We start from the raw sequence: 23220 nt of genomic DNA on the forward strand, positions 1-23220 counted from the left end.
CGAGAGGGGCACCGGTGAACGACCGATACGACGCTGGGTACGGGGGCGCCCCGTACGAACTCGTCGGCTACGACGAGTTCGGGCAGCCTGTGTACCGGCAGGTGCCGCCGCCGGGGCAGTCTCCCCAGCACTCTCCGCAACAGGACGAGTACGGCTCGTACGATCCCTACGGCGGGCAGCCCGGCCAGGCGCAGGCCCACGGCCAGGCGCAGGCCCACGGCCAGGCACAGGCCCACGGCCAGGCACAGGCCCAGGGACAGGCGCACACCGAGGGGTACCAGCAGGAGTACGGCCAGGAGTACGGACAGGGCTACGGGCAGGGATACGGGCAGGGATACGGCTACGACCCGTACGCGACAGGGCAGCAGGCGTCGCCCGTGGTGTCGTACGACACCGGTCAGCAGCAGCCGGTGTCGTCCTACGACACCGGTCGGCAGCAGCCCCGGACGGCCGAGCAGACCGCCTACATCCCGCAGCAGGCAGGCCCCGCACCGTCGTCGGCGCCGCCGGAGGCCGAACCGCAGGGCGAACCCGACTACCGCACCGAACAGTTCGCCTTCGTCGAGGAGCAGCCCGAGGACTCCGAAGACGTCATCGACTGGCTGAAGTTCACCGAGAACCGCACCGAGCGGCGCGAGGAGGCCAAGCGCCGGGCGCGCGGCCGGGTCGTCGCCCTGGTCGTCGTGCTCGCGCTGGTCGCGGTCGGCGGGGTCGGCTACCTCTGGTACGACGGGAAGCTGCCCGGGTCCTCGTCGGACTCCACGGCCGGTACGACCACCGCGGCCGGCGCGCAGAAGCGGGACGTGATCGTCGTCCACCTGCACAACACCAAGGGCAGCGGCACGGCGACGGCCCTGCTCGTCAACAACACCACCACCAAGCAGGGCACCACCGTCCTGCTCCCCAACTCCCTCGCCCTGACGGACGAGAACGGCACGGCGACCACACTCGCCAAGTCGGTCGACGACGACGGCTCCTCGGGTACCCGCGACGAACTCGACACCGTCCTCGGGACGGACATCGAGGGCACCTGGCGCCTCGACACCCCGTACCTGAACAACCTGGTCGAGCTCGTCGGCAGCATCGACATCGACACCAACGCCGACGTGCCCGACCCCGAGGCGAAGAGGAAGGGCGAGGCCCCTCTCGTCACGAAGGGCGAGGAGCAGACCCTCAGCGGCAAGATGGCCGTCGCGTACGCCACCTACCGCGCCTCCGGCGAGTCGCAGAACGCGCAGCTGCAGCGGTTCGGGCAGGTCATGCAGGGCGTGCTGCGCAAGCTGTCGTCCGACACGCAGGCCGCGACGACCACCGTGCAGACGCTCGCGCAGATCCTCGACCCCTCGCTGACCGACAAGGACCTGGGAGCGTTCCTCGCCAAGCTCGCCGACCGGGCCAAGGAGGGCGAGTTCAGGACGGCGCTGCTGCCGGTGCAGACGGACGGCCGGCTCAGCACGCAGGCCAGTGACAGCGTGGTCAAGGACGTGCTCGGCGGCGCTGCCAGGAGCCCCGAGAAGGGCGCCGCCGTCGAGGTCGGCATCCGCAACGCCACCGCCGACAAGGACGCCACCGAGAAGGCCCGGGTCGTGCTGCTCAACGGCGGCTACACCTTCGTCGACGGCGGTACGGCCGATGTCGCGCAGGCGGTGTCCCAGATCACCTACGCCGACGCCGCGAAGAAGGAGGACGCGGCGGAGGTCGCCAAGACGCTGGGCCTGCCGACGAGTTCCGTGAAGAAGGGCAAGGCCGCCCCGAACGCGGACGTGTCGGTGGTGCTGGGCCAGGACTACAAGCTGAGCGACTAGCGCCCGCTCCGCAGGTGGGCGACCGCCCGCTCGACAGTGGGCGGGCAGGCCGCCGGGGCATGCGGGCGAGCCGGTGATTCCGCGGCGCTCGCAGGGGCGTACGCCATGGCCGGGGGCCGGCGGACCGGAGCCGCGGTGCCCGGGCGGGGCCACGGGCCCGGCCCGTGGAGTGATCCGTTCGTCCCGTGGGGTGGCGTCGGCGGTCCGTGAGACCCTTGGGGTAACCCCTCGGGGTTCCTGACCACCTACGGAAAGCCTTGTAGTGACCGCCACTGACCGCTCCACCGAGCTCATCACCGCCGCCGCGCAGGCGGCCGCCGACAAGCTCGCGCACGACATCATCGCGTACGACGTCAGCGACGTGCTGTCGATCACGGACGCCTTCCTGCTGGCCTCCGCGCCCAACGACCGCCAGGTCAAGTCGATCGTCGACGAGATCGAGGAGCGGCTGAGCAAGGAACTCGGCGCCAAGCCGGTGCGCCGCGAGGGCGACCGCGACGCCCGCTGGATCCTGCTCGACTACGTCGACATCGTGGTGCACGTCCAGCACAGCGAGGAGCGCGTGTTCTACGCGCTGGAGCGCCTGTGGAAGGACTGCCCCGAGCTGGACCTGCCCGCCGACGCCAAGGCCACGCGAGGCAAGGCCGCCGAGCACGCCGAGCTCCAGGACGCGGAGGACGCCGCCGAGCTGCGCGGAGACCTTCGATGACCGCCGGCGGGGGGCACCCCGCGGTGGACACCGGGCCGCTGTCCGAGGCCGGCAAAAAGGCCGGCCGGGGGCGCCGCGTCATCCTGTGGCGCCACGGCCAGACACTGTGGAACGTGGAGCGTCGCTTCCAGGGCACCACGGACGTCGAGCTCACCGAGACCGGTGTGGGCCAGGCCCGCCGCGCCGCCCGGCTGCTCGCGTCCCTCAGGCCCGACGCGATCGTCGCCTCGGACCTGAAGAGGGCGGCGAACACCGCGGGTGAGCTGTCCGCGCTCACCGGTCTCGACGTGACGCACGACGAGGGCCTGCGCGAGACGTACGCGGGCGTCTGGCAGGGCCTGACGCACGAGGAGATCATCGAGCGGCACGGCGACCAGTACGCGGCGTGGAAGCGCGGCGAGCCCGTCCGCCGGGGCGGCGGAGAGCTGGAGAGCGAGGTCGCCGACCGCGCGGCCCCCGTGGTGCTCCGGCATGCCGAGAAACTCCCCGATGACGGCACGCTGGTGGTCGTCAGCCACGGCGGCACCATCCGCACCACCATCGGCCGTCTCCTCGGCCTGGAGTCCCAGCACTGGGAGAGCCTCGGCGGCCTCTCCAACTGCTGCTGGTCCGTCCTCGGTGAGGGCGCCCGCGGGTGGCGGCTGCTGGAGCACAACGCGGGGACGCTGCCGGAACCGGTGCTGGGCGACGACGACTAGGTCCTTTGGCGGGAGAGCGGGAACGCTCGGGGAGCGGGTGCGCACCGGCCGGAGGACCTCTGTCCGGCCCCCGGGTCCCTCGGCCCGTCGCCCGGACCGCCGTGGAGCGGGAATCCGGTCCGTGGCGGGCGGCCCGGCGCCGCCCGGCGAGAGGCCGAAGCCTGTCGCACACGCACGAACGGCGTCGCTCCGGTGACGCTCCGCCGGGGACCTCCGCCCCCCTCAGCACCGGATTTCACTTTCCGGCTGGTCGCAGGCTAAAGTTCTTCTTGTTCCGCCGCCGAGAAAAGCGACCGGGACACGGCACGGGGCTATAGCTCAGTTGGTAGAGCGCCTGCATGGCATGCAGGAGGTCAGGAGTTCAATTCTCCTTAGCTCCACAGATCGAAGATCCCGCCCCCCTCAGGGGGCGGGATTTTTCGTTGCCCTCCGCCCGCGCGGGCGTCGAAGGCCCCGCAGCCGCGCGGCCCGCGCACTCTTCCCGGATCGGTTTGAGTCACTTGGGCTCCGGGGGCGTATATCTCTACGGACGCGCTACTCGTCCGCACGTTCGCGCTGGCCGCGACCGCTGCGACGGGTGCCGTGTCCGGACTGGTACGAAGGCGTCGCTGACCGTATTGCTCCGGCCGTGGCAGAATCAAACGGCCGGAAGGGAGCGCGGCCCGACGGGAGGGAGTTGCGATGCCTGCGAGCATCCTCGGGGAGGTCGACGACCTTTCCGGATCCGATGCGACACGGGACCGGATCACCCGCCTCGGCTGCCCTTCCTGCGGTTCGGCCCACGTCGCCCAAGTCCTCGGCGACAACGGAGGAGTTTCCTACGTGTGCACGGCCTGCGGCCACAGCTGGAGCTGATCGATGGGTGCGCACAGGCGAAAATGCGACTGGTGCGGCAGTGGTACGCCGATCGTCCGCGACATGGAACCGGTCAACCACGACTACCAGTACTGGTGCGAGGAATGCGCGAGGGCGCTGATCATAAAAGGCGACCCGATCGAGACGTACCGCGAGCTGGAGGGCGAGCCGATCTACGGCCGGCTCCTCGACGAGCACTGCACGCTCAAACGCTTCTACTCGTTCGCCACTGCCTGAGTCCGGCCGGACCCCGCCCGCGACGAACGAACGGCCGGGGTTCCGCCGCGACGCGGCCTCCGGCGACGGTCCGGAACGCCGAAGCGTCTCCTCCGTGGAGGGCGGACGACGTCAACTCGGCGCCCACCACCTCGAACGCCCAAATTATGTCGACTTGGGTCGACTTGGGCTGATTGCTCATGGGGGCAGGAAACGATTTGGTGGTGCACCGCAAGGACCGGTAATGTTGGCGTCGCCGCCGGGGAAATCCGGTGGAACACCGCAAGGGGCTATAGCTCAGTTGGTAGAGCACCTGCATGGCATGCAGGGGGTCAGGAGTTCAAATCTCCTTAGCTCCACAGCACATGAGAGCGGGCCATCCGATCAGGATGGCCCGCTCTTCGTTGTGGGGTGTGCCGGGTGTGCGGTGCGGCGGCCCGGGCTTCCGGGCCGCCCGTGAATCAGCGTCCGCGGCCCAGCGCGCGACGGCCGCCCCCGCCGCCCTCGCGTACGGCCGGCAGGTTCTGCCGGGGGGCCGCTCCGCGGGTGTCCTCCTCCAGGCGCAGGGCCAGCGCCGGGCAGCGGCGTACGGCGCGCAGCGCCTTCGCCTCCGCGTACCGGGGCACCTGGGCCTGGGCGACGGTCGGGAAGCCGTCCGCGCCCAGCTGGAAGACCTCCGGAAGGATGTCCGCGCACAGGCCGTGCCCGCGGCACAGCGTCCAGTCGACGTAGATCTTCTGACGGCTGGGGCCCTGCTCCTGCTCGGGAGCGCCGCCCGGGATGCCGGTGGGCTGCTGGCCGCCCTCGAAGAGCGGCAGAACGCCCTCCACGGGCCTTCCGCAGCCGTTGCCGAGCACATGCGCGGCCAGGTCGTCCGTGAACGCCTTGATGGTCGACTCCAGGAACATCGCGGAGCCGTCCGGGTGCGAGCACGCACCGCGGCGTTTCACGGCGTTGGCGACCTGCTTGAGCGCCTCCAGGGCGGCCGGGCCGCCGCCGTTGAGGATGTCCTCCATGCCGCGCGCCGCGGCCGGCAGCCCGAGGTAGCAGGGGCCGCACTGGCCGGCGCTCTCCTCGGCCAGCCACTGGGCCACTCGCAGCGACTCGCCCAGGGGGCAGGTGTTCATGCTGATCGGCAGGATCGCGCCCGCACCGAGCGCACCGCCCACCGCGTCCAGGGAGTTGCGCGAGACGATCGCCTCGTTGACCGTCGCCGAGTCCAGCCACTTGCCGTGGTAGCCGCCGGTCAGCACGCCCTGCGGGACCGGCGGGGCGCCGGCCAACTGCAGGATGTAGCGCAGCGGTACGCCGGTCGGGGCTTCGATCACCATCGGGCGGGCGACCGCTCCGGAGACGGTGAGCATGACGGTGCCGGGCTCGTCGTACAGGCCGGTGTTGCCGTAGCGCTCGGCGCCGATGCGGGCGGCGATCGCCAGCTGGGCGAACGTCTCGGCGTTCGACAGCAGGGTCGGCGCGCCGCCGACACCGTTCTGCGAGGCGCTGGTCTTGCGGCCCGGTGGGATCGCCGGACCGCCGTCGATGGAGCGGACCAGCGAGGCCGCCGCTCCGGTCACCATGCGCACCGGATTGCGCTGCACGCGCGCGCGGATGGTCGCTCCGCGCCGGTTGGTCAGTCCGCGCTCGGAGAGCGCCGCCTCCATCGACCGCTGCGTGGATTCGCGGGTCACGCCGATGACCAGGGTGCGGGCACCCAGGGCCTCCGCGACCAGCAGGGCGCCGTCCAGGATCAGGTGCGGGGCACGGTTGATCATCACCGTGTCCTTGCGGCAGGCGGGCTCGTCCTCGCTGCCGTTGACGACGACCACAGGACGCACACCGCGGCGGATCGCCGCCTCGGCGACCGACCTCAGCTTCTTGTGGAACGGGAAACCCGCGCCGCCGCGGCCCTTCAGGTTGATCCGTTCGGAGAGCTGCGCGAGCTGCTCACCGCCCATGGGCTCGAGCGGCCCGTGCACCTTCAGGTGCATGGGCAGGTCGAGTCTCTCGACGAGGTCGAAACCGGAGGTGAGCTGGGGAAGGCCCACCACTCGGACTTCGGGGACGTCGGGAAGGGCCTCGTTCACTAATAGCCTCCGGAAGGCGCGTTCCAGGGTTCGCCGTTGCTCGGTGCTTCGAAGGAACCGGGCAGCGTTTCAGTGGCGGGACCGCTGTTGTACGTGTCGTTCGGGTTGTACGTACCGAGGGGGTCGTTCGTCTCACCGGTGTCGTACACATCACTTCCGCCGTACGCGGGGACGGTGCCGGTGTCGTACGCGGCGTTCGCGTCGTACGTGGGGATGGTGCCGGTGTCGTAGGTCGGTGTTCCGGCGGCGCGCGGCGGGGCCTCGTAGAGCGGCGGAGACGGGGTGGGCCAGCGGGCTCCGGTGTTGCCGTCGGTACGCGGCATCGCCTCCGTGGCCTGCATGTCCAGCGGCACCTGCATGCGCTGGGTCGGGTCGGCCATCAGCGGGTCCTGCGCGCGCGGAGTGCTCGAAACGGCACGGTAGGCGGCCGCGAAACCGCCCGTGTCGGTCAGCGACCCGGTGTCCGTGAAGGACCCGGTGTCCTGGAGGGCGGAGCGTTGCGAGGGCTCGTACAGGGACCCGGAACGCTGCTGGGGCGCCGGGTCGGGGAAGCCGGGCCGGCCGCCGGGCAGCGCGGCCTCACGGCGTCCCTGGGGCTCGTCACGGAACGACCTGGGGTTGCCGTTGTCGAGCATGGACAGGACGCGCCTGGCGACCTTCCGCTTGAACGGCAGGGGGGCCGACCGCAGGAGCAGCGCGGCCATGACGGCGACCAGGGCGAGGCTGTAGAGGATCACGAAGATCGGCTGCGCCTCGCGGCCCGCGAAGAGGCCGTGGATCAGGGCCGAGCACCAGGCGGGGTAGGCCAGCATGTGCAGCGCGCGCCAGCGGCCTGCGACCTGCACGGGGGACGCGAACGCGCTGCGCAGCGCGCCGGTGAGGGCCGTGAGCACCATCAGGAGCCCGGCCAGGGTGCCGAACCCGATGAGCCCGTTGGAGCCGGTGACGCCGAGACCGAAGGGGATGACGGCCGCGATCGCCGACGTGTGGTCGAGCGCGAGCTTGACCGAGACGTGCAGGATCAGGAAGCCGACCGAGCTCACCGCTGTCGTCCTGTGCACGGCCTGTGCGATCAGGCGCTGGCGCGTGTTGAGGAAGACCCGGTCGGTGGCGACGAGGCCCCAGAGCACCGAGAGGGTGAGGGAGACGAGCGACAGAACACCCGCACCGAAGTTGAGGAACTCGCGGAATCCGTCACCTCCGACCACGACGACAAGGGGTATGAGCAGCAAAACGGCAGCAGCCACTCCGCCCCGGACCGAGCGGCTCGGCTGGGAGAGCGTGCTGTTGTTGCGGCGAGAGTTCATGGGGGCAACTCCGAACAGTTCGGGAAAGCGGTCCCGCTGCCGCACTCTAGGTCGAGTCCATACCGAGGAGTACGAGGTTTGAGTTATTGCGTTGTTATCTAAGGGCAGTGGTGGAGTTGTGATGTCCCTTAGGGGCCCTTACGCGAAGTAACCTTTGACCTCTGCTCGGCTTGTGCCGACCTGGTGCGGGAGAGGCACTCAGTGCCGGAGCGTAGCCGAAAGCTCGTCGCGGCCCTCTCGGCCGCTGCGGTACCCTGGCGTCATGCGTGCCGTACGCCTTCTGCTTAGTGAGCCGCGCTGATCAATCCCGGTCGTCGGACAACCACGACCGGCATCGGCGCGGCGCCCCTCCTGTGCGAGGGGTTTTTTCATTTCCTGAGCCGCTGGCAGAGACGATCGATGGAGCTTTGAGGATCATGAGCGAGACGAACACCGCTGCCGCCTCCGAGGTGGCAGCGCCGCACCGCTACACGGCCGCCATGGCCGAGCAGATCGAGGCACGCTGGCAGGACTTCTGGGACGCCGAGGACACCTACGCGGCACCCAACCCGAAGGGTGACCTGGCCGGGAACCCCGAGCTGGTCGCCAGGCCCAAGAAGTTCATCATGGACATGTTCCCGTACCCCTCCGGTGCGGGCCTGCACGTCGGCCACCCGCTGGGCTACATCGCCACCGACGTGTACGCCCGGTACCAGCGCATGACCGGCCACAACGTCCTGCACACCCTGGGATTCGACGCCTTCGGCCTGCCCGCCGAGCAGTACGCCGTGCAGACCGGCACACACCCGCGGGTGTCCACCGAGGCCAACATCGAGAACATGAAGGTCCAGCTGCGCCGCCTGGGCCTGGGCCACGACAAGCGCCGGTCGGTCGAGACCATCGACCCGGACTACTACAAGTGGACCCAGTGGATCTTCCTGCAGATCTTCAACTCCTGGTACGACGACGAGGCCGGCAGGGCCCGCCCGATCGCCGAACTGGTCGCCCGGTTCGAGACCGGTGAACGCGCGGTACCGGGCGGACGTACCTGGAGTGGGCTGACCGACGCCGAGCGCGCGGACATCCTGGGCGAGTACCGCCTGGCCTACGCCTCGGACGCGCCCGTCAACTGGTGCCCCGGGCTGGGCACCGTCCTGGCCAACGAGGAGGTCACCGCCGACGGCCGCTCCGAGCGCGGCAACTTCCCCGTCTTCAAGGCCAAACTGCGCCAGTGGAACATGCGGATCACCGCGTACGCCGACCGGCTGCTGGACGACCTGGACGCGCTCGACTGGCCCGAGGCCATCAAGCTGCAGCAGCGCAACTGGATCGGCCGCTCCGAAGGGGCCCGCGTCGACTTCCCGATCGACGGCGAGGCCATCACGGTCTTCACCACCCGCCCGGACACCCTGTTCGGCGCGACCTACATGGTGCTGGCCCCCGAGCACCCGCTGGTCGAGAAGTTCACCCCGGCCGCCTGGCCCGAGGGCACCCACGACGTCTGGACGGGCGGTCACGCCACCCCGTCCGAGGCCGTCGCCGCCTACCGCGCGCAGGCCGCCTCCAAGTCGGACGTCGAGCGGCAGGCCGAGGCCAAGGACAAGACCGGCGTCTTCATCGGCGCGTACGCGACCAACCCGGTCAACGGCGAACAGGTCCCCGTCTTCGTCGCCGACTACGTCCTGATGGGATACGGCACCGGCGCGATCATGGCCGTCCCGGCGGGCGACCAGCGCGACTTCGAGTTCGCGCGGGCCTTCGAGCTGCCGATCCACTGCATCGTCGAGCCCACCGACGGCCGCGGCACCGACACCTCCACCTGGGAGGACGCCTTCGGCTCGTACGACGCGAAGATCATCAACTCCTCCCACGACGACATCTCGCTGGACGGCCTGGGGGTCGTCGAGGCCAAGGCGCGCGTCACCGAATGGCTGGAGCGCAAGGACGTCGGCCGCGGGACCGTCAATTTCCGGCTGCGCGACTGGCTGTTCAGCCGCCAGCGCTACTGGGGCGAGCCCTTCCCGATCGTCTACGACGAGGACGGCATCGCCCACCCGCTGCCCGAGTCGATGCTGCCCCTGGAGCTGCCGGAGGTCGAGGACTACTCGCCGCGCACCTTCGACCCGGACGACGCGAACACCTCGCCGGAGACCCCGCTGTCCCGCAACGAGGACTGGGTCGACGTCACGCTGGACCTGGGCGACGGCCGCGGCCCGCGCAAGTACCGCCGTGAGACCAACACGATGCCCAACTGGGCCGGTTCCTGCTGGTACGAGCTGCGCTACCTGGACCCGCACAACTCCGAGAAGCTGGTCGACCCGGAGGTCGAGCAGTACTGGATGGGACCGCGCGAGGGCCAGCCGCACGGCGGCGTCGACCTGTACGTCGGCGGCGCCGAACACGCCGTGCTGCACCTGCTGTACGCGCGCTTCTGGTCGAAGGTGCTGTTCGACCTGGGCCACGTCTCCTCGGCGGAGCCGTTCCACAAGCTGTTCAACCAGGGCATGATCCAGGCCTACGTGTACCGCGACAGCCGCGGCATCGCCGTACCGGCCGCCGAGGTGGAGGAGCGCGACGGCGCCTACTACTTCGAGGGCGAGAAGGTCTCCCGGCTGCTGGGCAAGATGGGCAAGTCCCTGAAGAACGCGGTCACTCCGGACGAGATCTGCGCCGAGTACGGGGCGGACACACTGCGCCTGTACGAGATGGCGATGGGCCCCCTGGACGTGTCGCGGCCGTGGGACACGCGCGCGGTCGTGGGCCAGTTCAGGCTGCTGCAGCGGCTGTGGCGCAACGTCGTCGACGAGGCGACCGGCGAGGTCACCGTCGTCGACACCGAGCCGGACGAGGAAGCGCTGCGCGCCCTGCACAAGGCGATCGACGGCGTGCGCCAGGACCTGGAGGGCCTGCGCTTCAACACCGCCATCGCCAAGGTCACCGAACTGAACAACCACCTGACCAAGACCGGCGGCCCCATCTCGCGGACGGTGGCCGAGTCGCTGGTGCTGCTGGTCGCGCCGCTGGCCCCGCACATCGCCGAGGAGCTGTGGCGCAAGCTGGGCCACACGGACTCGGTCGTCCACCGGGACTTCCCGGTGGCCGACCCGGCGTACGTCGTGGACGAGACCGTGACCTGTGTCGTGCAGATCAAGGGCAAGGTCAAGGCCCGCCTGGAGGTCTCCCCGTCGATCTCGGACGAGGAGCTGGAGAAGGTGGCCCTGGCCGACGACAAGGTGGTCGCCGCCCTGGGCGGAGCGGGAATCCGCAAGGTGATCGTGCGGGCGCCGAAGCTGGTGAACATCGTTCCGGCCTAGGCGACGCCCGGGCCGGCCGGTGTGGCCGGTCCGGCTCGGGGTAGTCCCCTACGGGCAGGTTGGGGGTTCCGCTGGAACCCTCGGCCTGCCTTTTCCGTTTACCGTGAAAGAGCCGACAGGCACTGGAAGCAGCACCCGAGAGGACCGTCATGGAAGCCGTCGTCGCCGTCGTGGCGCTGATCTTCGCGCTGTTTCTGGTGCTGGGCGTGTACGCCACGGTGAAAGTGGTGGGCGCCGCCAAGCGAGGCGTGGACCGCACCGTCGCACAGGCCCGCCGCTCGGTGGAGGACTCCACGCTCAGGGCGAAGACCTTCGCCCAGCCGGGCCCCCAGGGCGAGCTCGCCCAACTGCGCCTCTCCTTGCGTACGTCGATGAGGGCCACACAGGACGCACTGCAGGCGGGCGTGACCGAGGACGAGTCGCTGAAGGAGTCCCTGGCCCTCTTCGACCGCCTCAGCGCGCACGGCCACGAACTGGACGGCGAGCTGAAGCGACTGGAGCGCGAACCGGACAGGGCGCGCCTCACCGAGCGGCTGCCCGCCCTGCGGGAGCGCACCGAGCAGATCACGAAGTCGGCTGACGCACTGCGCTGGGCGGCACGCGACCGTGCCCAGCGTTTCGGGGGCGACGACCTGGACTCGTTGAGCACGCAGATCGACATGGAGGCCGGCGCGCTGCGGCACTGGACCACGGAGCCGTCGCCCACGTCGACGACGGAGTCCGCGCCCGAGCCCTCTCGCGTGCGGTCCGCGGAGGCGGCTGCGACTCCTTCCCCGCCGCCGTGGCCGGAGGCACCGAGCGCCGCCGCCGACCAGCAGACCTGGCCGGAGCGCCCCGAGTCGCGGAGGGCCGAGGAGCCCACCCGGCCCGCGATCGACGCGCCCGTGCAGCGGCCCGCCTATCCTTGGGAGAAGAAGCCCCGCCCGGAGAGCACGACTTGATCCCGTCGGCCCGGCCACGGGCGGGAGGGGCCGGGCTGCCGCCCACGTCCCCCGGCAGGTAACCTCCAGCTCATGTCCCGCCATGTCGCGATCGTCACCGATTCAACGGCCTACCTGCCGCCCCGGACGATGGAGCGTCACGGCATCACCGCGGTACCCCTGACCGTGGTCCTCGGCGACCAGGCGCTCGAAGAGGGCACCGAGATCTCGGCCCGTTCCCTGGCCCAGGCCCTGCAGAAGCGGCGGTCCGTGACGACCTCCCGGCCCAGCCCGGAGGTCTTCGCCGAGACCTACCGCCGCGTCGCCGAGACCGGCGCCACGGGCATCGTCTCCCTGCATCTGTCCGCCGAGTTCTCGGGCACGTACGACGCGGCGGTTCTTGCGGCGCGTGAGGCCCCGGTGCCCGTGCGGGTGGTGGACACCGGAATGGTCGCGATGGCCCTCGGCTTCTGCGCGCTGGCGGCCGCCGAGTCCGCGGAGGCGGGCGGCACGGTCGACGACGCGGTCACGGCGGCGGAGAAACGGGCCGCGGGCACGTACGCGTACTTCTACGTCGACACGCTCGACTATCTGCGCAGGGGCGGCCGGATCGGGGCGGCGCAGGCGCTGCTGGGCTCCGCGCTGGCCGTCAAACCGTTGCTGCAACTGGACGGCGGGCGTATCGAGCTGCTGGAGAAGGTGCGGACGGCCACCAGGGCGATCGCCCGCCTGGAGGAGATCGTGGCCGACCGGGCCGGGAGCGCCCAGGTGGACATCGCCGTCCATCACCTCGCCGCGCCCGAACGCGCCTCGGCGCTCGCGGAGCGGTTGCGGGTACGGGTGCCGGGGCTGGCCGATCTTCACGTGAGCGAGGTCGGAGCGGTGATCGGGGCGCATACCGGGCCCGGGCTGCTGGGGGCTGTCGTCTCTCCTCGGTGAGGTGAGGTGAGTCGCGGTGAGGCGGAGCGCGGCCGACCGAGCAGGGCATGGTTCAGGCAGGCAGGCAGGCAGGCAGGCTTGCGGCGCGCGGATGAGGGATCGCAGCTCGTGTGCACGGTCGGCTCCAGCGCATGATCTGACCCGTACGAGTGGCGGAGTTGTCCACAACTGGGCGGTAATCCCCGGGAATTAAGCAAGATCATCGGGGATGGGGTCTCGTGCCCGATTCTCGTCGCATGGCACTTCGATCACCTTCACGGATCACGGCAGCTACCAGTGGACCGGGCCGCGGCCCGGTGTCCGACGGTCGTACGCGACACCGCCGTCGGCCCTGCCGCGGCGGGTCCCGGCGCCGACAGGCCTCGGCGGAGGCGCTGCGCCTGCGCGCGGAGACGCTGTTCGCCGAACGGACGAGAGTGCGCGGCGAGTTGCGGCACGGGCCACCGGCGACCGCGCGGGACGAGCCGATTGTGCAGGGCGAGCCGCGGGAGCCGCGCGTGCCGCACGTGCCGCGGTGGGCTCGGGCGGGTGGCGCTGACCCTGGGGGCGGATTCGGGGACGAAGGGGATGCCCCCGCTGGTGCTGGTGTCGGTGTCAGCGCTCGGGTCCGGGCCGGTGTGGTCACGGATGCTGAGGTGGTCACAGGCCCGGGCGGACGTGGCGACGAGGATCCGGCCGGGGCCGCCTGGCGGGAGCGGGCCGGGCTTGCAGTCCGAGAGCGGATGCCGCTGTGGCTGCAGTCCAGGTGTGGGCTTGAGCGGAGGAGCGTGGCCGCGCTCGCTGTGGTGCTGGTCGTCGCGGCCGTCTTCGCCGGGCAGCACTTCTGGTCGGGGCGGACCCAGCCCGTGCGGGCGCCGGAGGTCGTACGGGCCGCCGTTCCGTACGGGGAAGAGGGCGAGAACAGCCACAGGAATGCGTCCGGAGCCTCGGCCGCCGCACAGGGCCCAGCCCCCGCGGGCGCGGTCGGCACCGCGATCGTGGTGGACGTCAGCGGCAAGGTGCGTGAGCCCGGGATCCATCGGCTGCCGGCCGGTTCCCGGGTCGAGGACGCCCTGAAGGCCGCGGGCGGAGTGCGTCCTGGTACCGACACCGAGGGCCTCAACCGCGCGCGGTTCCTCGTGGACGGAGAGCAGGTGGTGGTCGGAGCTCCGGCGACGGTGGCGGGGCCCGGCGCGGCGGGAACCGCGGGTGGCACGGGTGGCACGGCAGCCGGGGGAGCCGCGTCCGCTCCGGTCGCCCTCAACACGGCCACCCTGGAGCAGCTGGACACACTGCCCGGCGTAGGCCCCGTACTCGCGCAGCACATCGTCGACTACCGCACCCAGCACGGCGGCTTCCGTTCGGTGGACGAGCTCCGTGAGGTGAACGGGATCGGCGACCGCCGATTCGCCGACCTACAAAATCTCGTGCGGCCATGAGGGGCCCCGTGATGCGTGGCGTGACAGGGGCGGGGCGGGCCTCTTCGGGATCAGGGCCAGGGTCAAGGCCGGGATCAAGGCTAGGACCGGGACCGGGACCGGGACCGGGACCGGGACCGGGACCGGGATCAGGGCCGGGACCGGGATCAGGGCCAGAGCCGGGGCCGGGGGCGAGGCGCTGGCAGGCTCCTGCGGGGCCTGGGAGACGGCAGACTGCCGCGGCCCCGGCGGCGCGCGGTCGAACCGTGTCCCGGGACTCCCGGTCGGCCGTGCACTCCGGCTCCGGCAGTCCGCTCGGTGCCGCGCACCCTCGTCAAGAAGGGCCGACGGACCTGCGGTTGGTGCCCCCGGCGCTGGCGGCGTGGGCGACGGCGGCGGTGACGCTGGACGCACCCCCCGGGTGGGTCGCGGGCGTGGTGGCTGTCTGCGTGGCCGTGGCCGGTTGGCTGCTGGCCACAGGACGCGGCGGGGGCCGCGGTCAGGGCGAAGGCGCGCAGCTGCCCCGACCGGACGGAGAGGGAGACGGGGACGAGGACCGGGAGGGGGACGGTGACGAGGACCGGGAGGGGGACGGTGACGGTGACGTTGGTGGGAGCGGGAGTGGGAGAGGGAGCGGGGATGGGAGGGGGAGTGGGCGTCGGCCTGCCGGTTCCAGGCGGGTCCAGGGGCGGAGGTGGGGGCGCCGGTCTTCCTGGCCGAAGATCTCCGTAGCGGCCGTGCTGCTCTGTGTCGCGGCTGCGGCTGCCTCCGGAGGGCTGCACGGTGCCGATCTTCGCCGTGGCCCGATTCCGGAGTTGGCGCGACAGTACGCCCAGGTGACCGCCGAGGTGGAGGTCACCTCGGACCCACGGCTCACCCGGCCCCGGATCAGGGGGAACCACGCCGCACCGACCGCGATCCTGCTCAACGCCGAGGTCCGGCATGTCGAGAAGCCGGACCGGACGGTGGCACGGACCCGGACGCCGGTGCTGCTGATCGTGGACGCAGGTCAGCGGGTGGCCCGTGAGCGGGAGGGTTCGCCCTGGCTCTCCCTCCTGCCGTCCACCCGGCTTCGGGTGACGGCACGGGTCGTGCCCGCGCTCGGAGGCGGAGACCGGATCGCGGCGGTGCTGCGCGTGCGCGGCAGCGGGGCACCGAAGGTGGTCGGGCAACCGTCCGGCACGCAGCGGTTCGCCGGAGAGCTCCGGGGCGAACTGCGAGCGGCGACCGACGGGTTGGAGCCGGACGCGCGGGCGCTGCTGCCGGGCCTGGTGGTCGGGGACACCTCTCGGATCACTCCGGAGCTGGACGAGGCGTTCAAGGCGACCGATCTCACGCATCTCCTGGCGGTCAGCGGGGCCAACTTCACGATCGTGCTCGCCCTGCTCATCGGGCCGCCGGGCCGAGCCCAGCGGGTCGAGCGCCGCGGGCTGGCACCCCGGCTCGGGCTGCCGCTGCGGGCAACCGCTCTGTGCGGGGGCGCGCTCACGCTCGGCTTCGTGATCGTGTGCCGACCGGACCCGAGTGTGCTGCGAGCCGCGGCCTGCGGAGCGATCGCCCTGCTGGCCATCGCCACCGGGCGCCGCAGATCACTGATCCCGGCGCTGGCCACAGCTGTGCTCGTGCTGGTGCTGTACGACCCCTGGCTGGCCCGGAGCTACGGCTTCCTGCTCTCGGTGCTCGCCACCGGGGCTCTGCTCACACTGGCCCCGCGGTGGAGTGCCGCACTCCAAAGGCGTGGGATGCCGGGGAGGTTGGCCGAGGCGTTGGCGGCCGCGGGTGCCGCGCAGGCGGTGTGCGCGCCGGTCGTCGCCGTCCTCTCCGCGCGGGTCAGTCTGGTGGCGGTGCCGTGCAATCTGCTGGTGGAGTTCGCGGTCGCGCCGGCCACGGTGCTGGGTTTCGCGGCGCTGGCCACGGCTCCGTGGGCGATGCCGGTCGCGAAGGCGATGGCATGGTACGCGAGTTGGCCCGCAGGGTGGATCGCGGACATCGCCCGCGCCGGGGCGGCCCTGCCGGGCGGAGGCGTGGACTGGCCGGGGAGCTGGACCGGCGCGTCGCTGCTCGCCTGCGCGATCACCGTCGCCGTGCTCGTCGGCCGGAGGCTGCTGCGGCACCCTTGGCTGTGCGGTGTCTGCGGAGTGCTGTTGCTGCTCGTGCTGGTGCAGCCGCCGCCTCTCACACGGGTGATCACGGGGTGGCCGCCGACCGCTTGGCGGTTCGCGATGTGTGACGTCGGTCAGGGCGACGCGACGGTGCTCGCGGCGGGCGACGGCAGCGGTGTGGTGGTCGACGCGGGACCGGACCCCATGCTGGTCGACCGGTGCCTGCGTGCGCTCGGCATCACCCGTGTCCCACTCGTCGTGCTGACCCACTTCCACGCGGACCATGTGGCGGGGCTGCCGGGAGTGCTGCGCGGGCGTTCGGTGGGGGCGATCGAGACGACCGGGTTCGAAGAGCCACTGGACCAGGCCGAGTCCGTCCACCGGCAGGCGGCGGCCCGACGCATCCCGGTGACGCGGGCGGTGGCGGGGGAGCAGCGTCGTACGGGGGGTCTCGACTGGCAGGTGCTGTGGCCGCCACCGAGTCCGGCTCCGGGACCGGAGGGCCCCAACGACGCGAGTGTCACTCTGCTCGTCCGTTCGGCCGGTCTGACGATGCTCATGCTCGGGGATCTCGAACCACCCGCCCAGCAGGCGTTGTTGAGATCGCCGGCCGGCGCCGCTCTGGAAGCCGTGGACGTGCTCAAGGTCGCCCACCACGGGTCGGCCTACCAGGACCCCGACCTCATACGCAGGGCGGCGCCGCGCCTCGCGTTGATCTCCTGCGGCGCCGACAATCCGTACGGGCACCCGGCCCCGAGCACGGTGGCTGCGCTGGAGGCAGGGGGCGCTCAGGTGCTGCGGACGGACGTGGACGGGGCGGTCGCGGTGGGAGGTGGAGACGATCACCTGCTGGTGACGCGAGACTGAGGGTATGAAACCCGCAAAGGTCGATGCCTACCTCCGCCGTATCGGCGTCACCCACCCCGCCTGGCCCACCGCCGACGTACTGCGCGAGCTCCAGTTGCGGCACCTGCTGACCGTGCCGTTCGAGAACCTGTCGATCCACCTCGGTGAGGAGATCGTGCTGGAGGAGAAGCGGCTCCTGGACAAGTTGGTGGGCGCCCGCAGGGGCGGCTTCTGCTACGAACTGAACGGCGCGTTCGGCGCGTTGCTCAAGGCGCTGGGCTTCGACGTGACGCTGCTCGCGGGGCGCGTGTACGGGGAGAAGGAGCGGCTCGGGATTCCGTACGACCATCTGGCGCTGCGGGTCCGGACGGTGGACGGGGGCGACTGGCTGGCCGACGTCGGGTTCGGGGCGCACAGCCACTATCCGCTGGCCTTCGGGGAGCGGGGTGAGCAGACGGACCCGGCCGGCACGTTCCGGGTGATCGTGGCCGGAGCGGATCCGGCCGGGGTCCGGGGGACCGCCGGAAAATTCGGGGATCTGGAAGTGGTGCGGGACGGGAAGTCGCAGTACCGGCTGGAGACGCGTCCGCGGGTGCTCGGGGACTTCGCGGCCGGCGCCTGGTGGCACAGCACCTCGCCGGAGTCGCACTTCACCCGGTCGCTGGTCTGCTCTCGGGTCACCGAGGACGGCGGGCGGACCACGCTCAGCGGGCGCACCCTCACGGTCACGGGCCCCGGCGGTGGCAAGGAGAAGACGGAACTGGGCACGGACGAGGAGGTGCTGGAGGCGTACCGGGAGCGGTTCGGGGTGGTGCTGGATCGCGTCCCTGTGGTCCGGAACGGAGGTGTCTGAGGGAAGAACACAAGCGGAGCGGCCAATTCGGACCACCAGGATGTGATCCCAGCACATGTGCTGGTTTCCTGCGATGTAGTCGTGTCTTGCCTCGAAAGTCGCATCAGTGGTCGAATACCTCCTCAACAACGGCTGATTTCACAGCGTGTGTTGACGCGAGGGCGGGTCGCAGATGGTCGGCAGCTGGCTGGGGAACCGTACGAACCGGGCGCAGGCGGCGGGAAACCTCGCCGCGGTGCCGATGCCGGCCGGTGCCGGGGTGCTCGGCTGCCGGGTGCTGGATCCCGTCAACCAGCCGGTGCCGGAGGCGGAGTTCGTGGTCACGGACACCGCGGGTCGCCAAGTGGTCGCCGGAGGGCTGGATCCGTTCGGGTCCTTCCTGGTGACGCTCCCCGCCGGGGAGTACCGCCTCGCGGTCTCGGCCGAGGGATACGCCCCGTACCGGGCGAACGCCACGGTGGCGGAGAACGCGGTGGCCGCGCTCGGTGAGGTGACCCTGCGTCCCGCCCGGCCGCCCGCGCTGCCGGGTTTCGGGGACTGGGCGATCGAGCCGACCCATTCCTCGATCGGCTTCACCGCACGGCACATCGGGCTGGCGCGGGTGCGGGGCCGGTTCAACACCTTCGCGGGAATCGTGCGGATGGCCGAGAACGTGGAGAGGTCGGCCATGCACGTGGTGATCGACGCGGCGTCGATCGACACCAACGTGAAGATGCGGGACGACCATCTGAAGTCCGCGGACTTCCTGGACGTGGACCGGTTTCCGACGCTGGAGTTCTACAGCGACCGGTTCACGCACCGGGGTGGCAGCCGGTGGGCGATCACCGGGGGGCTGTCCCTGCACGGCGTGACCCGGACGGTCACGCTCGACGCGGAGTATCTCGGCGTCGGCAACGGTATGGAGGGCGAGATGCGGGCAGCCTGCCGGGCCACCACGGAGTTGCGCCGCGACGACTTCACGGTGAGCTGGCAGACGATGCTCGCGCGGGGTATCGCCGTGGTCGGACCGAGCATCAGGGTCGACCTGGACGTGCAGATCGTCCCCAAGGGCTGACCGGGTTTCCGCTGTCTGCGGGCCCCGGTGCAGGGCGCTGCGCCGGTGCCGGAAAATGGCCGTGTGAGCGATGTGAGACATGTACTGGTGCTGCCCGACCGCGGTGCCGCCGAGGAAGCGGCGCAGGCGCTGGGGGAGCGGTTCCGGCTCGACGAGGAGCCGCAGCTCGTTCGGGACGCCCTGGCCGGTGAGGACGACGCCGAGGACGCGCAGTGGCTGCTCGTGCTGCGGGACGAGGACGGGCGGCTCGACGCCCGGGAGCTGGACGAGTTCGTGGAGGAGTGGGACGGCTGGCGCGAGGAGCCGTGACCGTCGTGCCGGTGCCGGGGTGCTCGGCTGCCGGGTGCTGGATCCCGTCAACCAGCCGGTGCCGGTAGCCGGTGCCGGTGCCGGTGACGCGGAGTCGTAGTCGTGGGCCGGTTGTCAGAGGTGCGTGGGATGCTTGGGCGCGATGGCCAGGAACTCTGCACACGACAATCCGCTCGCCCCCGTCACGCTCGCAGTGGGACAGGAGGACCTCCTGCTCGACCGCGCCGTACGGGAGGTGGTGGTCGCCGCGCGTGCCGCCGACGCGGACACCGACGTACGGGACCTCACGCCGGACCAGTTGCAGCCGGGCACGCTCGCGGAGCTGACGAGTCCGTCGCTCTTCGCCGAGCGCAAGGTCGTCGTGGTGCGCAACGCGCAGGATCTGTCGGCCGACACGATCAAGGACGTGAAGGCGTACCTGAGCGCTCCGGCCGAGGAGATCACGCTCGTGCTGCTGCATGCCGGGGCCGCCAAGGGCAAGGGCCTGCTCGATGCCGCGCGCAAGGTGGGAGCACGGGAGATCGCCTGCCCCAAGATGACGAAACCGGCGGACCGCCTGGCCTTCGTGCGCAGTGAGTTCCGTGCGCTGGGGCGGGCGGCGACACCGGAGGCGTGCCAGGCGCTCGTCGACTCGATCGGGAGCGAACTGCGGGAGCTGGCGTCCGCGGTGACCCAGCTCGTCGCGGACGTCGAGGGGACGATCGACGAGGCTGTCGTCGGGCGGTACTACACGGGCCGCGCGGAGGCCTCCAGCTTCACGGTGGCGGACCGGGCGGTCGAGGGACGGGCGGCGGAGGCGCTGGAGGCCCTGCGGTGGTCCCTGTCGACCGGGGTCGCCCCCGTCCTGATCACGAGCGCGCTGGCGCAGGGCGTGCGGGCCATCGGGAAGCTGTCATCGGCTCGCGGCGGGCGTCCGGCCGACCTGGCCCGGGAGCTGGGTATGCCGCCCTGGAAGATCGACCGGGTGCGGCAGCAGATGCGGGGGTGGACTCCCGACGCGGTCGCTGTCGCGCTGCAGGCGGTCGCGGAGGCCGACGCGGGTGTGAAGGGCGGTGGCGACGATCCCGAGTACGCGCTGGAGAAGGCCGTCGTCACGATCGCTCGCGCGGCCCGCTCGCGCCGCGGGTAGCAGCCACCGGTCGGCGATGTGCGCCGCCGGTCGTCGACGGTGCCGAATGCCGGATGCCGAAAGCCCCGGTCACCCGCCCCCGAAGGGGTGGTGGGCCGGGGCTCGGTTCAAGCTGGGGACTCGTACCCGCGTGGCGAACGCAGGTCGCGTACGAGTCGGGTCGCCGGTCGGGAGCGGATGAGAGAGGGCCCGCTCAGGTCCTTCCGGCATTCGAATCAAGTGAGTGCGGGGCCGTGGCCCGGCACTCGGCAGAGGTTCAGCCCTTGAGGGTGGCGACCTTGGAAGCAAGCGCCGACTTCTTGTTGGCGGCCTGGTTCTTGTGGATGACGCCCTTGGAGACGGCCTTGTCCAGCTTCCGCGACGCCTCGCGCGCGGCAACCGTGGCCTTCTCGACGTCACCCGCGGCAGCGGCCTCGCGGGCCTTGCGGATCGCGGTCTTCAGCGAAGACTTGACGGCCTTGTTGCGCAGCCGAGCCTTCTCGTTGGTCTTGATCCGCTTGATCTGGGACTTGATGTTCGCCACGAATGAGCCTTCTCAGGTTCAGGCACACGAGACTGAACGTCTCGCGCACCGGTGATTTCTCTTCTAATTTCCTGCGTGTCCCGTGCAGAGAGGGCATGAGACACAGCTGCCCAGATTAGCAGTCGCCCTCCGGACGGCCCAAACCGGTCGCATGCCCCCGCCCGTGGGACCATGGAGCCTACGTATCGATCCGACCCGAGGCGACAGGCGCCTCAAGAGACAGGACCCTGCGTGCCCGCGATCCCTAACAATGTGCCCGAGCCCAGCCGCACCGCCCCGGCTCTGATCCGCAACTTCTGCATCATCGCGCACATCGACCACGGCAAGTCCACCCTCGCCGACCGGATGCTCCAGCTGACCGGCGTGGTCGATCAGCGGCAGATGCGCGCTCAGTACCTCGACCGCATGGACATCGAGCGCGAGCGCGGCATCACGATCAAGTCCCAGGCGGTGCGACTGCCCTGGGCGCCCACCGACGACCCGGGCAACACCCACGTCCTCAACATGATCGACACCCCCGGGCACGTCGACTTCACGTATGAGGTGTCGCGGTCCCTCGCGGCCTGTGAGGGCACGGTCCTGCTCGTCGACGCGGCTCAGGGCATCGAGGCCCAGACCCTCGCCAATCTCTACCTGGCGATGGAGAACGAGCTCACCATCGTCCCGGTGCTGAACAAGATCGACCTGCCGGCCGCCCAGCCCGAGAAGTTCTCCGAGGAGCTCGCCAACCTCATCGGCTGCCAGCCCGAGGACGTGCTCAAGGTCTCGGCGAAGACCGGCATCGGCGTGGACGCGCTCCTGGACCGGGTCGTCCGTGACGTCCCGGCCCCGGTCGGCGTCAAGGACGCCCCCGCCCGCGCGATGATCTTCGACTCGGTCTACGACTCGTACCGGGGCGTGGTCACCTACGTCCGTGTGATCGACGGCCAGCTCAACAAGCGCGAGCGCATCAAGATGATGTCGACCGGCGCCACCCACGAGCTGCTGGAGATCGGCGTCTCGTCCCCCGAGATGACGCCTTCCGACGGCATCGGCGTCGGCGAGGTGGGCTACATCATCACCGGCGTGAAGGACGTCCGTCAGTCCAAGGTCGGTGACACCATCACCAGCAAGGACAAGGGCGCCACCGAGGCACTCGGCGGGTACAAGGACCCCAAGCCGATGGTCTTCTCCGGCCTCTATCCGCTGGACGGCTCGGAGTACCCCGACCTTCGCGAGGCGCTGGACAAGCTCCAGCTCAACGACGCCGCCCTGGTCTACGAGCCGGAGACCTCCGCGGCCCTCGGCTTCGGCTTCCGTGTCGGTTTCCTCGGCCTGTTGCACCTAGACGTCATCCGTGAGCGCCTGGAGCGCGAGTTCAACCTCGAACTCATCGCCACCGCGCCGAACGTGGTCTACCGCGTGATCATGGAGGACGGGAAGGAGCACACGGTCACCAACCCGAGCGAGTTCCCCGAGGGCAAGATCGACAAGGTCTTCGAGCCGGTCGTCAGGGCCACGATCCTCGCTCCGAGCGAGTTCATCGGCTCGATCATGGAGCTCTGCCAGACCCGCCGCGGCACCCTCCTGGGCATGGACTACCTCTCCGAGGACCGTGTCGAGATCCGCTACACGCTTCCCCTCGCCGAGATCGTCTTCGACTTCTTCGACAACCTGAAGTCCAAGACCCGCGGCTACGCCTCCCTGGACTACGAGCCCACCGGCGAGCAGGACGCCTCGCTGGTGAAGGTGGACATCCTGCTCCACGGCGACCGCGTCGACGCCTTCTCCGCCGTCACGCACAAGGACGCGGCCTACGCCTACGGGGTGAGGCTCGTCGCCAAGCTGCGCGAGCTGATCCCGCGCCAGGCCTTCGAGATCCCCATCCAGGCGGCCATCGGCTCCCGGGTCATCGCCCGCGAGACCATCCGTGCCATCCGCAAGGACGTCCTCGCCAAGTGCTACGGCGGTGACATCTCCCGTAAGCGGAAGCTGCTGGAGAAGCAGAAGGAGGGCAAGAAGCGGATGAAGATGGTGGGCTCTGTGGAAGTTCCGCAAGAAGCCTTCATCGCCGTGCTGTCCAGCGACGACAGCGGCGGCGCGGCCAAGGGAAAGAAGTAGCCACCGGCAACCATCGGGCGAGGCCCGAAACCATGGGCCCGTCGTGCTTTCGCGCGGCGGGCCCACCGTGTCCACGGACCG

Annotated in this window: 18 protein-coding genes and 2 tRNA genes; 17 read left to right on the top strand and 3 right to left on the bottom strand. The window is 70.8% G+C overall.

The window, feature by feature from the left end; all coding sequences use genetic code 11:
- The first annotated feature begins 14 nt into the window (after nucleotides 1-14).
- The 7 genes from O1Q96_RS08090 to O1Q96_RS08120 all read left to right on the top strand — a co-directional run bounded on the left by O1Q96_RS08090 (nucleotide 15) and on the right by O1Q96_RS08120 (nucleotide 4642).
- Entirely contained in the window at nucleotides 15-1805 is a 1791-nt protein-coding gene (locus O1Q96_RS08090; protein ID WP_269247502.1) for an LCP family protein, read from the top strand.
- A 262-nt stretch (nucleotides 1806-2067) separates the two neighbouring features.
- Complete coding sequence (gene rsfS, locus O1Q96_RS08095) at nucleotides 2068-2514, top strand: ribosome silencing factor (protein WP_217458330.1); 447 nt, start codon at nucleotides 2068-2070, stop codon at nucleotides 2512-2514.
- A complete protein-coding gene (locus O1Q96_RS08100; protein WP_269247503.1) occupies nucleotides 2511-3212 on the top strand; it encodes a histidine phosphatase family protein in 702 nt (233 codons plus the stop codon). Before rsfS ends, O1Q96_RS08100 begins: the two co-directional genes overlap by 4 nt.
- 307 nt (nucleotides 3213-3519) lie before the next feature.
- Nucleotides 3520-3592 (top strand) — tRNA-Ala (locus O1Q96_RS08105).
- A gap of 301 nt (nucleotides 3593-3893) precedes the next feature.
- Complete coding sequence (locus tag O1Q96_RS08110; RefSeq protein ID WP_217458329.1) at nucleotides 3894-4067, top strand: hypothetical protein; 174 nt, start codon at nucleotides 3894-3896, stop codon at nucleotides 4065-4067.
- A 3-nt stretch (nucleotides 4068-4070) separates the two neighbouring features.
- On the top strand, nucleotides 4071-4304 hold the full coding sequence (locus tag O1Q96_RS08115) for a hypothetical protein (protein ID WP_010986886.1): 234 nt from the start codon (nucleotides 4071-4073) through the stop codon (nucleotides 4302-4304).
- A 265-nt stretch (nucleotides 4305-4569) separates the two neighbouring features.
- Nucleotides 4570-4642, top strand: a tRNA-Ala gene (locus O1Q96_RS08120).
- A 102-nt stretch (nucleotides 4643-4744) separates the two neighbouring features.
- On the opposite strand, the gene O1Q96_RS08125 is transcribed toward O1Q96_RS08120, so the two are convergent.
- Nucleotides 4745-6367 carry an NADH-quinone oxidoreductase subunit NuoF family protein gene (locus O1Q96_RS08125; protein ID WP_269247504.1) on the bottom strand — a complete coding sequence of 541 codons (1623 nt, stop codon included), beginning with the start codon at nucleotides 6365-6367 and terminating at the stop codon, nucleotides 4745-4747.
- The gene (locus tag O1Q96_RS08130; RefSeq protein ID WP_269247505.1) at nucleotides 6367-7674 is read right to left on the bottom strand and encodes a ferric reductase-like transmembrane domain-containing protein; all 1308 of its coding nucleotides are present in this window, start codon (nucleotides 7672-7674) and stop codon (nucleotides 6367-6369) included. The genes O1Q96_RS08125 and O1Q96_RS08130 overlap by 1 nt, the downstream gene beginning before the upstream one ends.
- Before the next feature lie 416 nt (nucleotides 7675-8090).
- Between O1Q96_RS08130 and leuS the strand changes: the two genes are divergently transcribed.
- From leuS to holA, 9 genes are all read left to right on the top strand, one after another.
- A complete protein-coding gene (leuS, locus tag O1Q96_RS08135) occupies nucleotides 8091-10967 on the top strand; it encodes a leucine--tRNA ligase (RefSeq protein WP_269247506.1) in 2877 nt (958 codons plus the stop codon).
- Between the two features lie 149 nt (nucleotides 10968-11116).
- Nucleotides 11117-11908, top strand: a complete 792-nt coding sequence (locus tag O1Q96_RS08140) for a hypothetical protein (protein WP_269247507.1) — start codon at nucleotides 11117-11119, stop codon at nucleotides 11906-11908.
- Nucleotides 11909-11980: 72 nt separating this feature from the next.
- Nucleotides 11981-12826, top strand: a complete 846-nt coding sequence (locus O1Q96_RS08145; RefSeq protein WP_217458324.1) for a DegV family protein — start codon at nucleotides 11981-11983, stop codon at nucleotides 12824-12826.
- A 236-nt stretch (nucleotides 12827-13062) separates the two neighbouring features.
- Nucleotides 13063-14244, top strand: a complete 1182-nt coding sequence (locus O1Q96_RS08150) for a ComEA family DNA-binding protein (protein ID WP_269247508.1) — start codon at nucleotides 13063-13065, stop codon at nucleotides 14242-14244.
- Between the two features lie 269 nt (nucleotides 14245-14513).
- On the top strand, nucleotides 14514-17192 hold the full coding sequence (locus tag O1Q96_RS08155; RefSeq protein WP_269253528.1) for a ComEC/Rec2 family competence protein: 2679 nt from the start codon (nucleotides 14514-14516) through the stop codon (nucleotides 17190-17192).
- A 4-nt stretch (nucleotides 17193-17196) separates the two neighbouring features.
- Nucleotides 17197-18024: an arylamine N-acetyltransferase family protein gene (locus O1Q96_RS08160; RefSeq protein ID WP_269247509.1), complete on the top strand. Its 828-nt coding sequence runs from the start codon at nucleotides 17197-17199 to the stop codon at nucleotides 18022-18024.
- 172 nt (nucleotides 18025-18196) lie between these two features.
- Nucleotides 18197-19078 (top strand): YceI family protein, encoded by an 882-nt coding sequence (locus O1Q96_RS08165; RefSeq protein ID WP_269247510.1) that lies wholly within the window; start codon nucleotides 18197-18199, stop codon nucleotides 19076-19078.
- 63 nt (nucleotides 19079-19141) lie between these two features.
- The gene (locus tag O1Q96_RS08170) at nucleotides 19142-19387 is read left to right on the top strand and encodes a hypothetical protein (RefSeq protein ID WP_269247511.1); all 246 of its coding nucleotides are present in this window, start codon (nucleotides 19142-19144) and stop codon (nucleotides 19385-19387) included.
- A 142-nt stretch (nucleotides 19388-19529) separates the two neighbouring features.
- A complete protein-coding gene (holA, locus tag O1Q96_RS08175; protein WP_269247512.1) occupies nucleotides 19530-20516 on the top strand; it encodes a DNA polymerase III subunit delta in 987 nt (328 codons plus the stop codon).
- 256 nt (nucleotides 20517-20772) lie between these two features.
- On the opposite strand, the gene rpsT is transcribed toward holA, so the two are convergent.
- Nucleotides 20773-21039: a 30S ribosomal protein S20 gene (gene rpsT / locus O1Q96_RS08180; protein ID WP_217458317.1), complete on the bottom strand. Its 267-nt coding sequence runs from the start codon at nucleotides 21037-21039 to the stop codon at nucleotides 20773-20775.
- Nucleotides 21040-21270: 231 nt separating this feature from the next.
- Here rpsT and lepA point away from each other — a divergent pair, with 231 nt between their 5' ends.
- Nucleotides 21271-23139 carry a translation elongation factor 4 gene (lepA, locus tag O1Q96_RS08185; protein WP_269247513.1) on the top strand — a complete coding sequence of 623 codons (1869 nt, stop codon included), beginning with the start codon at nucleotides 21271-21273 and terminating at the stop codon, nucleotides 23137-23139.
- Nucleotides 23140-23220 lie beyond the last annotated feature (81 nt).

The organism is Streptomyces aurantiacus (genome assembly GCF_027107535.1).
GTDB lineage: Bacteria > Actinomycetota > Actinomycetes > Streptomycetales > Streptomycetaceae > Streptomyces.

Bases quoted from the DNA above. Each gene is read 5' to 3' on its own strand.
- O1Q96_RS08140 (WP_269247507.1), top strand. From the start codon at position 11,117: ATGGAAGCCGTCGTCGCCGTCGTGGCGCTGATCTTCGCGCTGTTTCTG.
- O1Q96_RS08110 (WP_217458329.1), top strand. From the start codon at position 3,894: ATGCCTGCGAGCATCCTCGGGGAGGTCGACGACCTTTCCGGATCCGAT.
- O1Q96_RS08160 (WP_269247509.1), top strand. From the start codon at position 17,197: ATGAAACCCGCAAAGGTCGATGCCTACCTCCGCCGTATCGGCGTCACC.
- O1Q96_RS08165 (WP_269247510.1), top strand. From the start codon at position 18,197: ATGGTCGGCAGCTGGCTGGGGAACCGTACGAACCGGGCGCAGGCGGCG.
- O1Q96_RS08150 (WP_269247508.1), top strand. From the start codon at position 13,063: ATGGCACTTCGATCACCTTCACGGATCACGGCAGCTACCAGTGGACCG.
- O1Q96_RS08115 (WP_010986886.1), top strand. From the start codon at position 4,071: ATGGGTGCGCACAGGCGAAAATGCGACTGGTGCGGCAGTGGTACGCCG.
- O1Q96_RS08130 (WP_269247505.1), bottom strand. From the start codon at position 7,674: ATGAACTCTCGCCGCAACAACAGCACGCTCTCCCAGCCGAGCCGCTCG.
- leuS (WP_269247506.1), top strand. From the start codon at position 8,091: ATGAGCGAGACGAACACCGCTGCCGCCTCCGAGGTGGCAGCGCCGCAC.
- O1Q96_RS08145 (WP_217458324.1), top strand. From the start codon at position 11,981: ATGTCCCGCCATGTCGCGATCGTCACCGATTCAACGGCCTACCTGCCG.
- holA (WP_269247512.1), top strand. From the start codon at position 19,530: ATGGCCAGGAACTCTGCACACGACAATCCGCTCGCCCCCGTCACGCTC.
- O1Q96_RS08100 (WP_269247503.1), top strand. From the start codon at position 2,511: ATGACCGCCGGCGGGGGGCACCCCGCGGTGGACACCGGGCCGCTGTCC.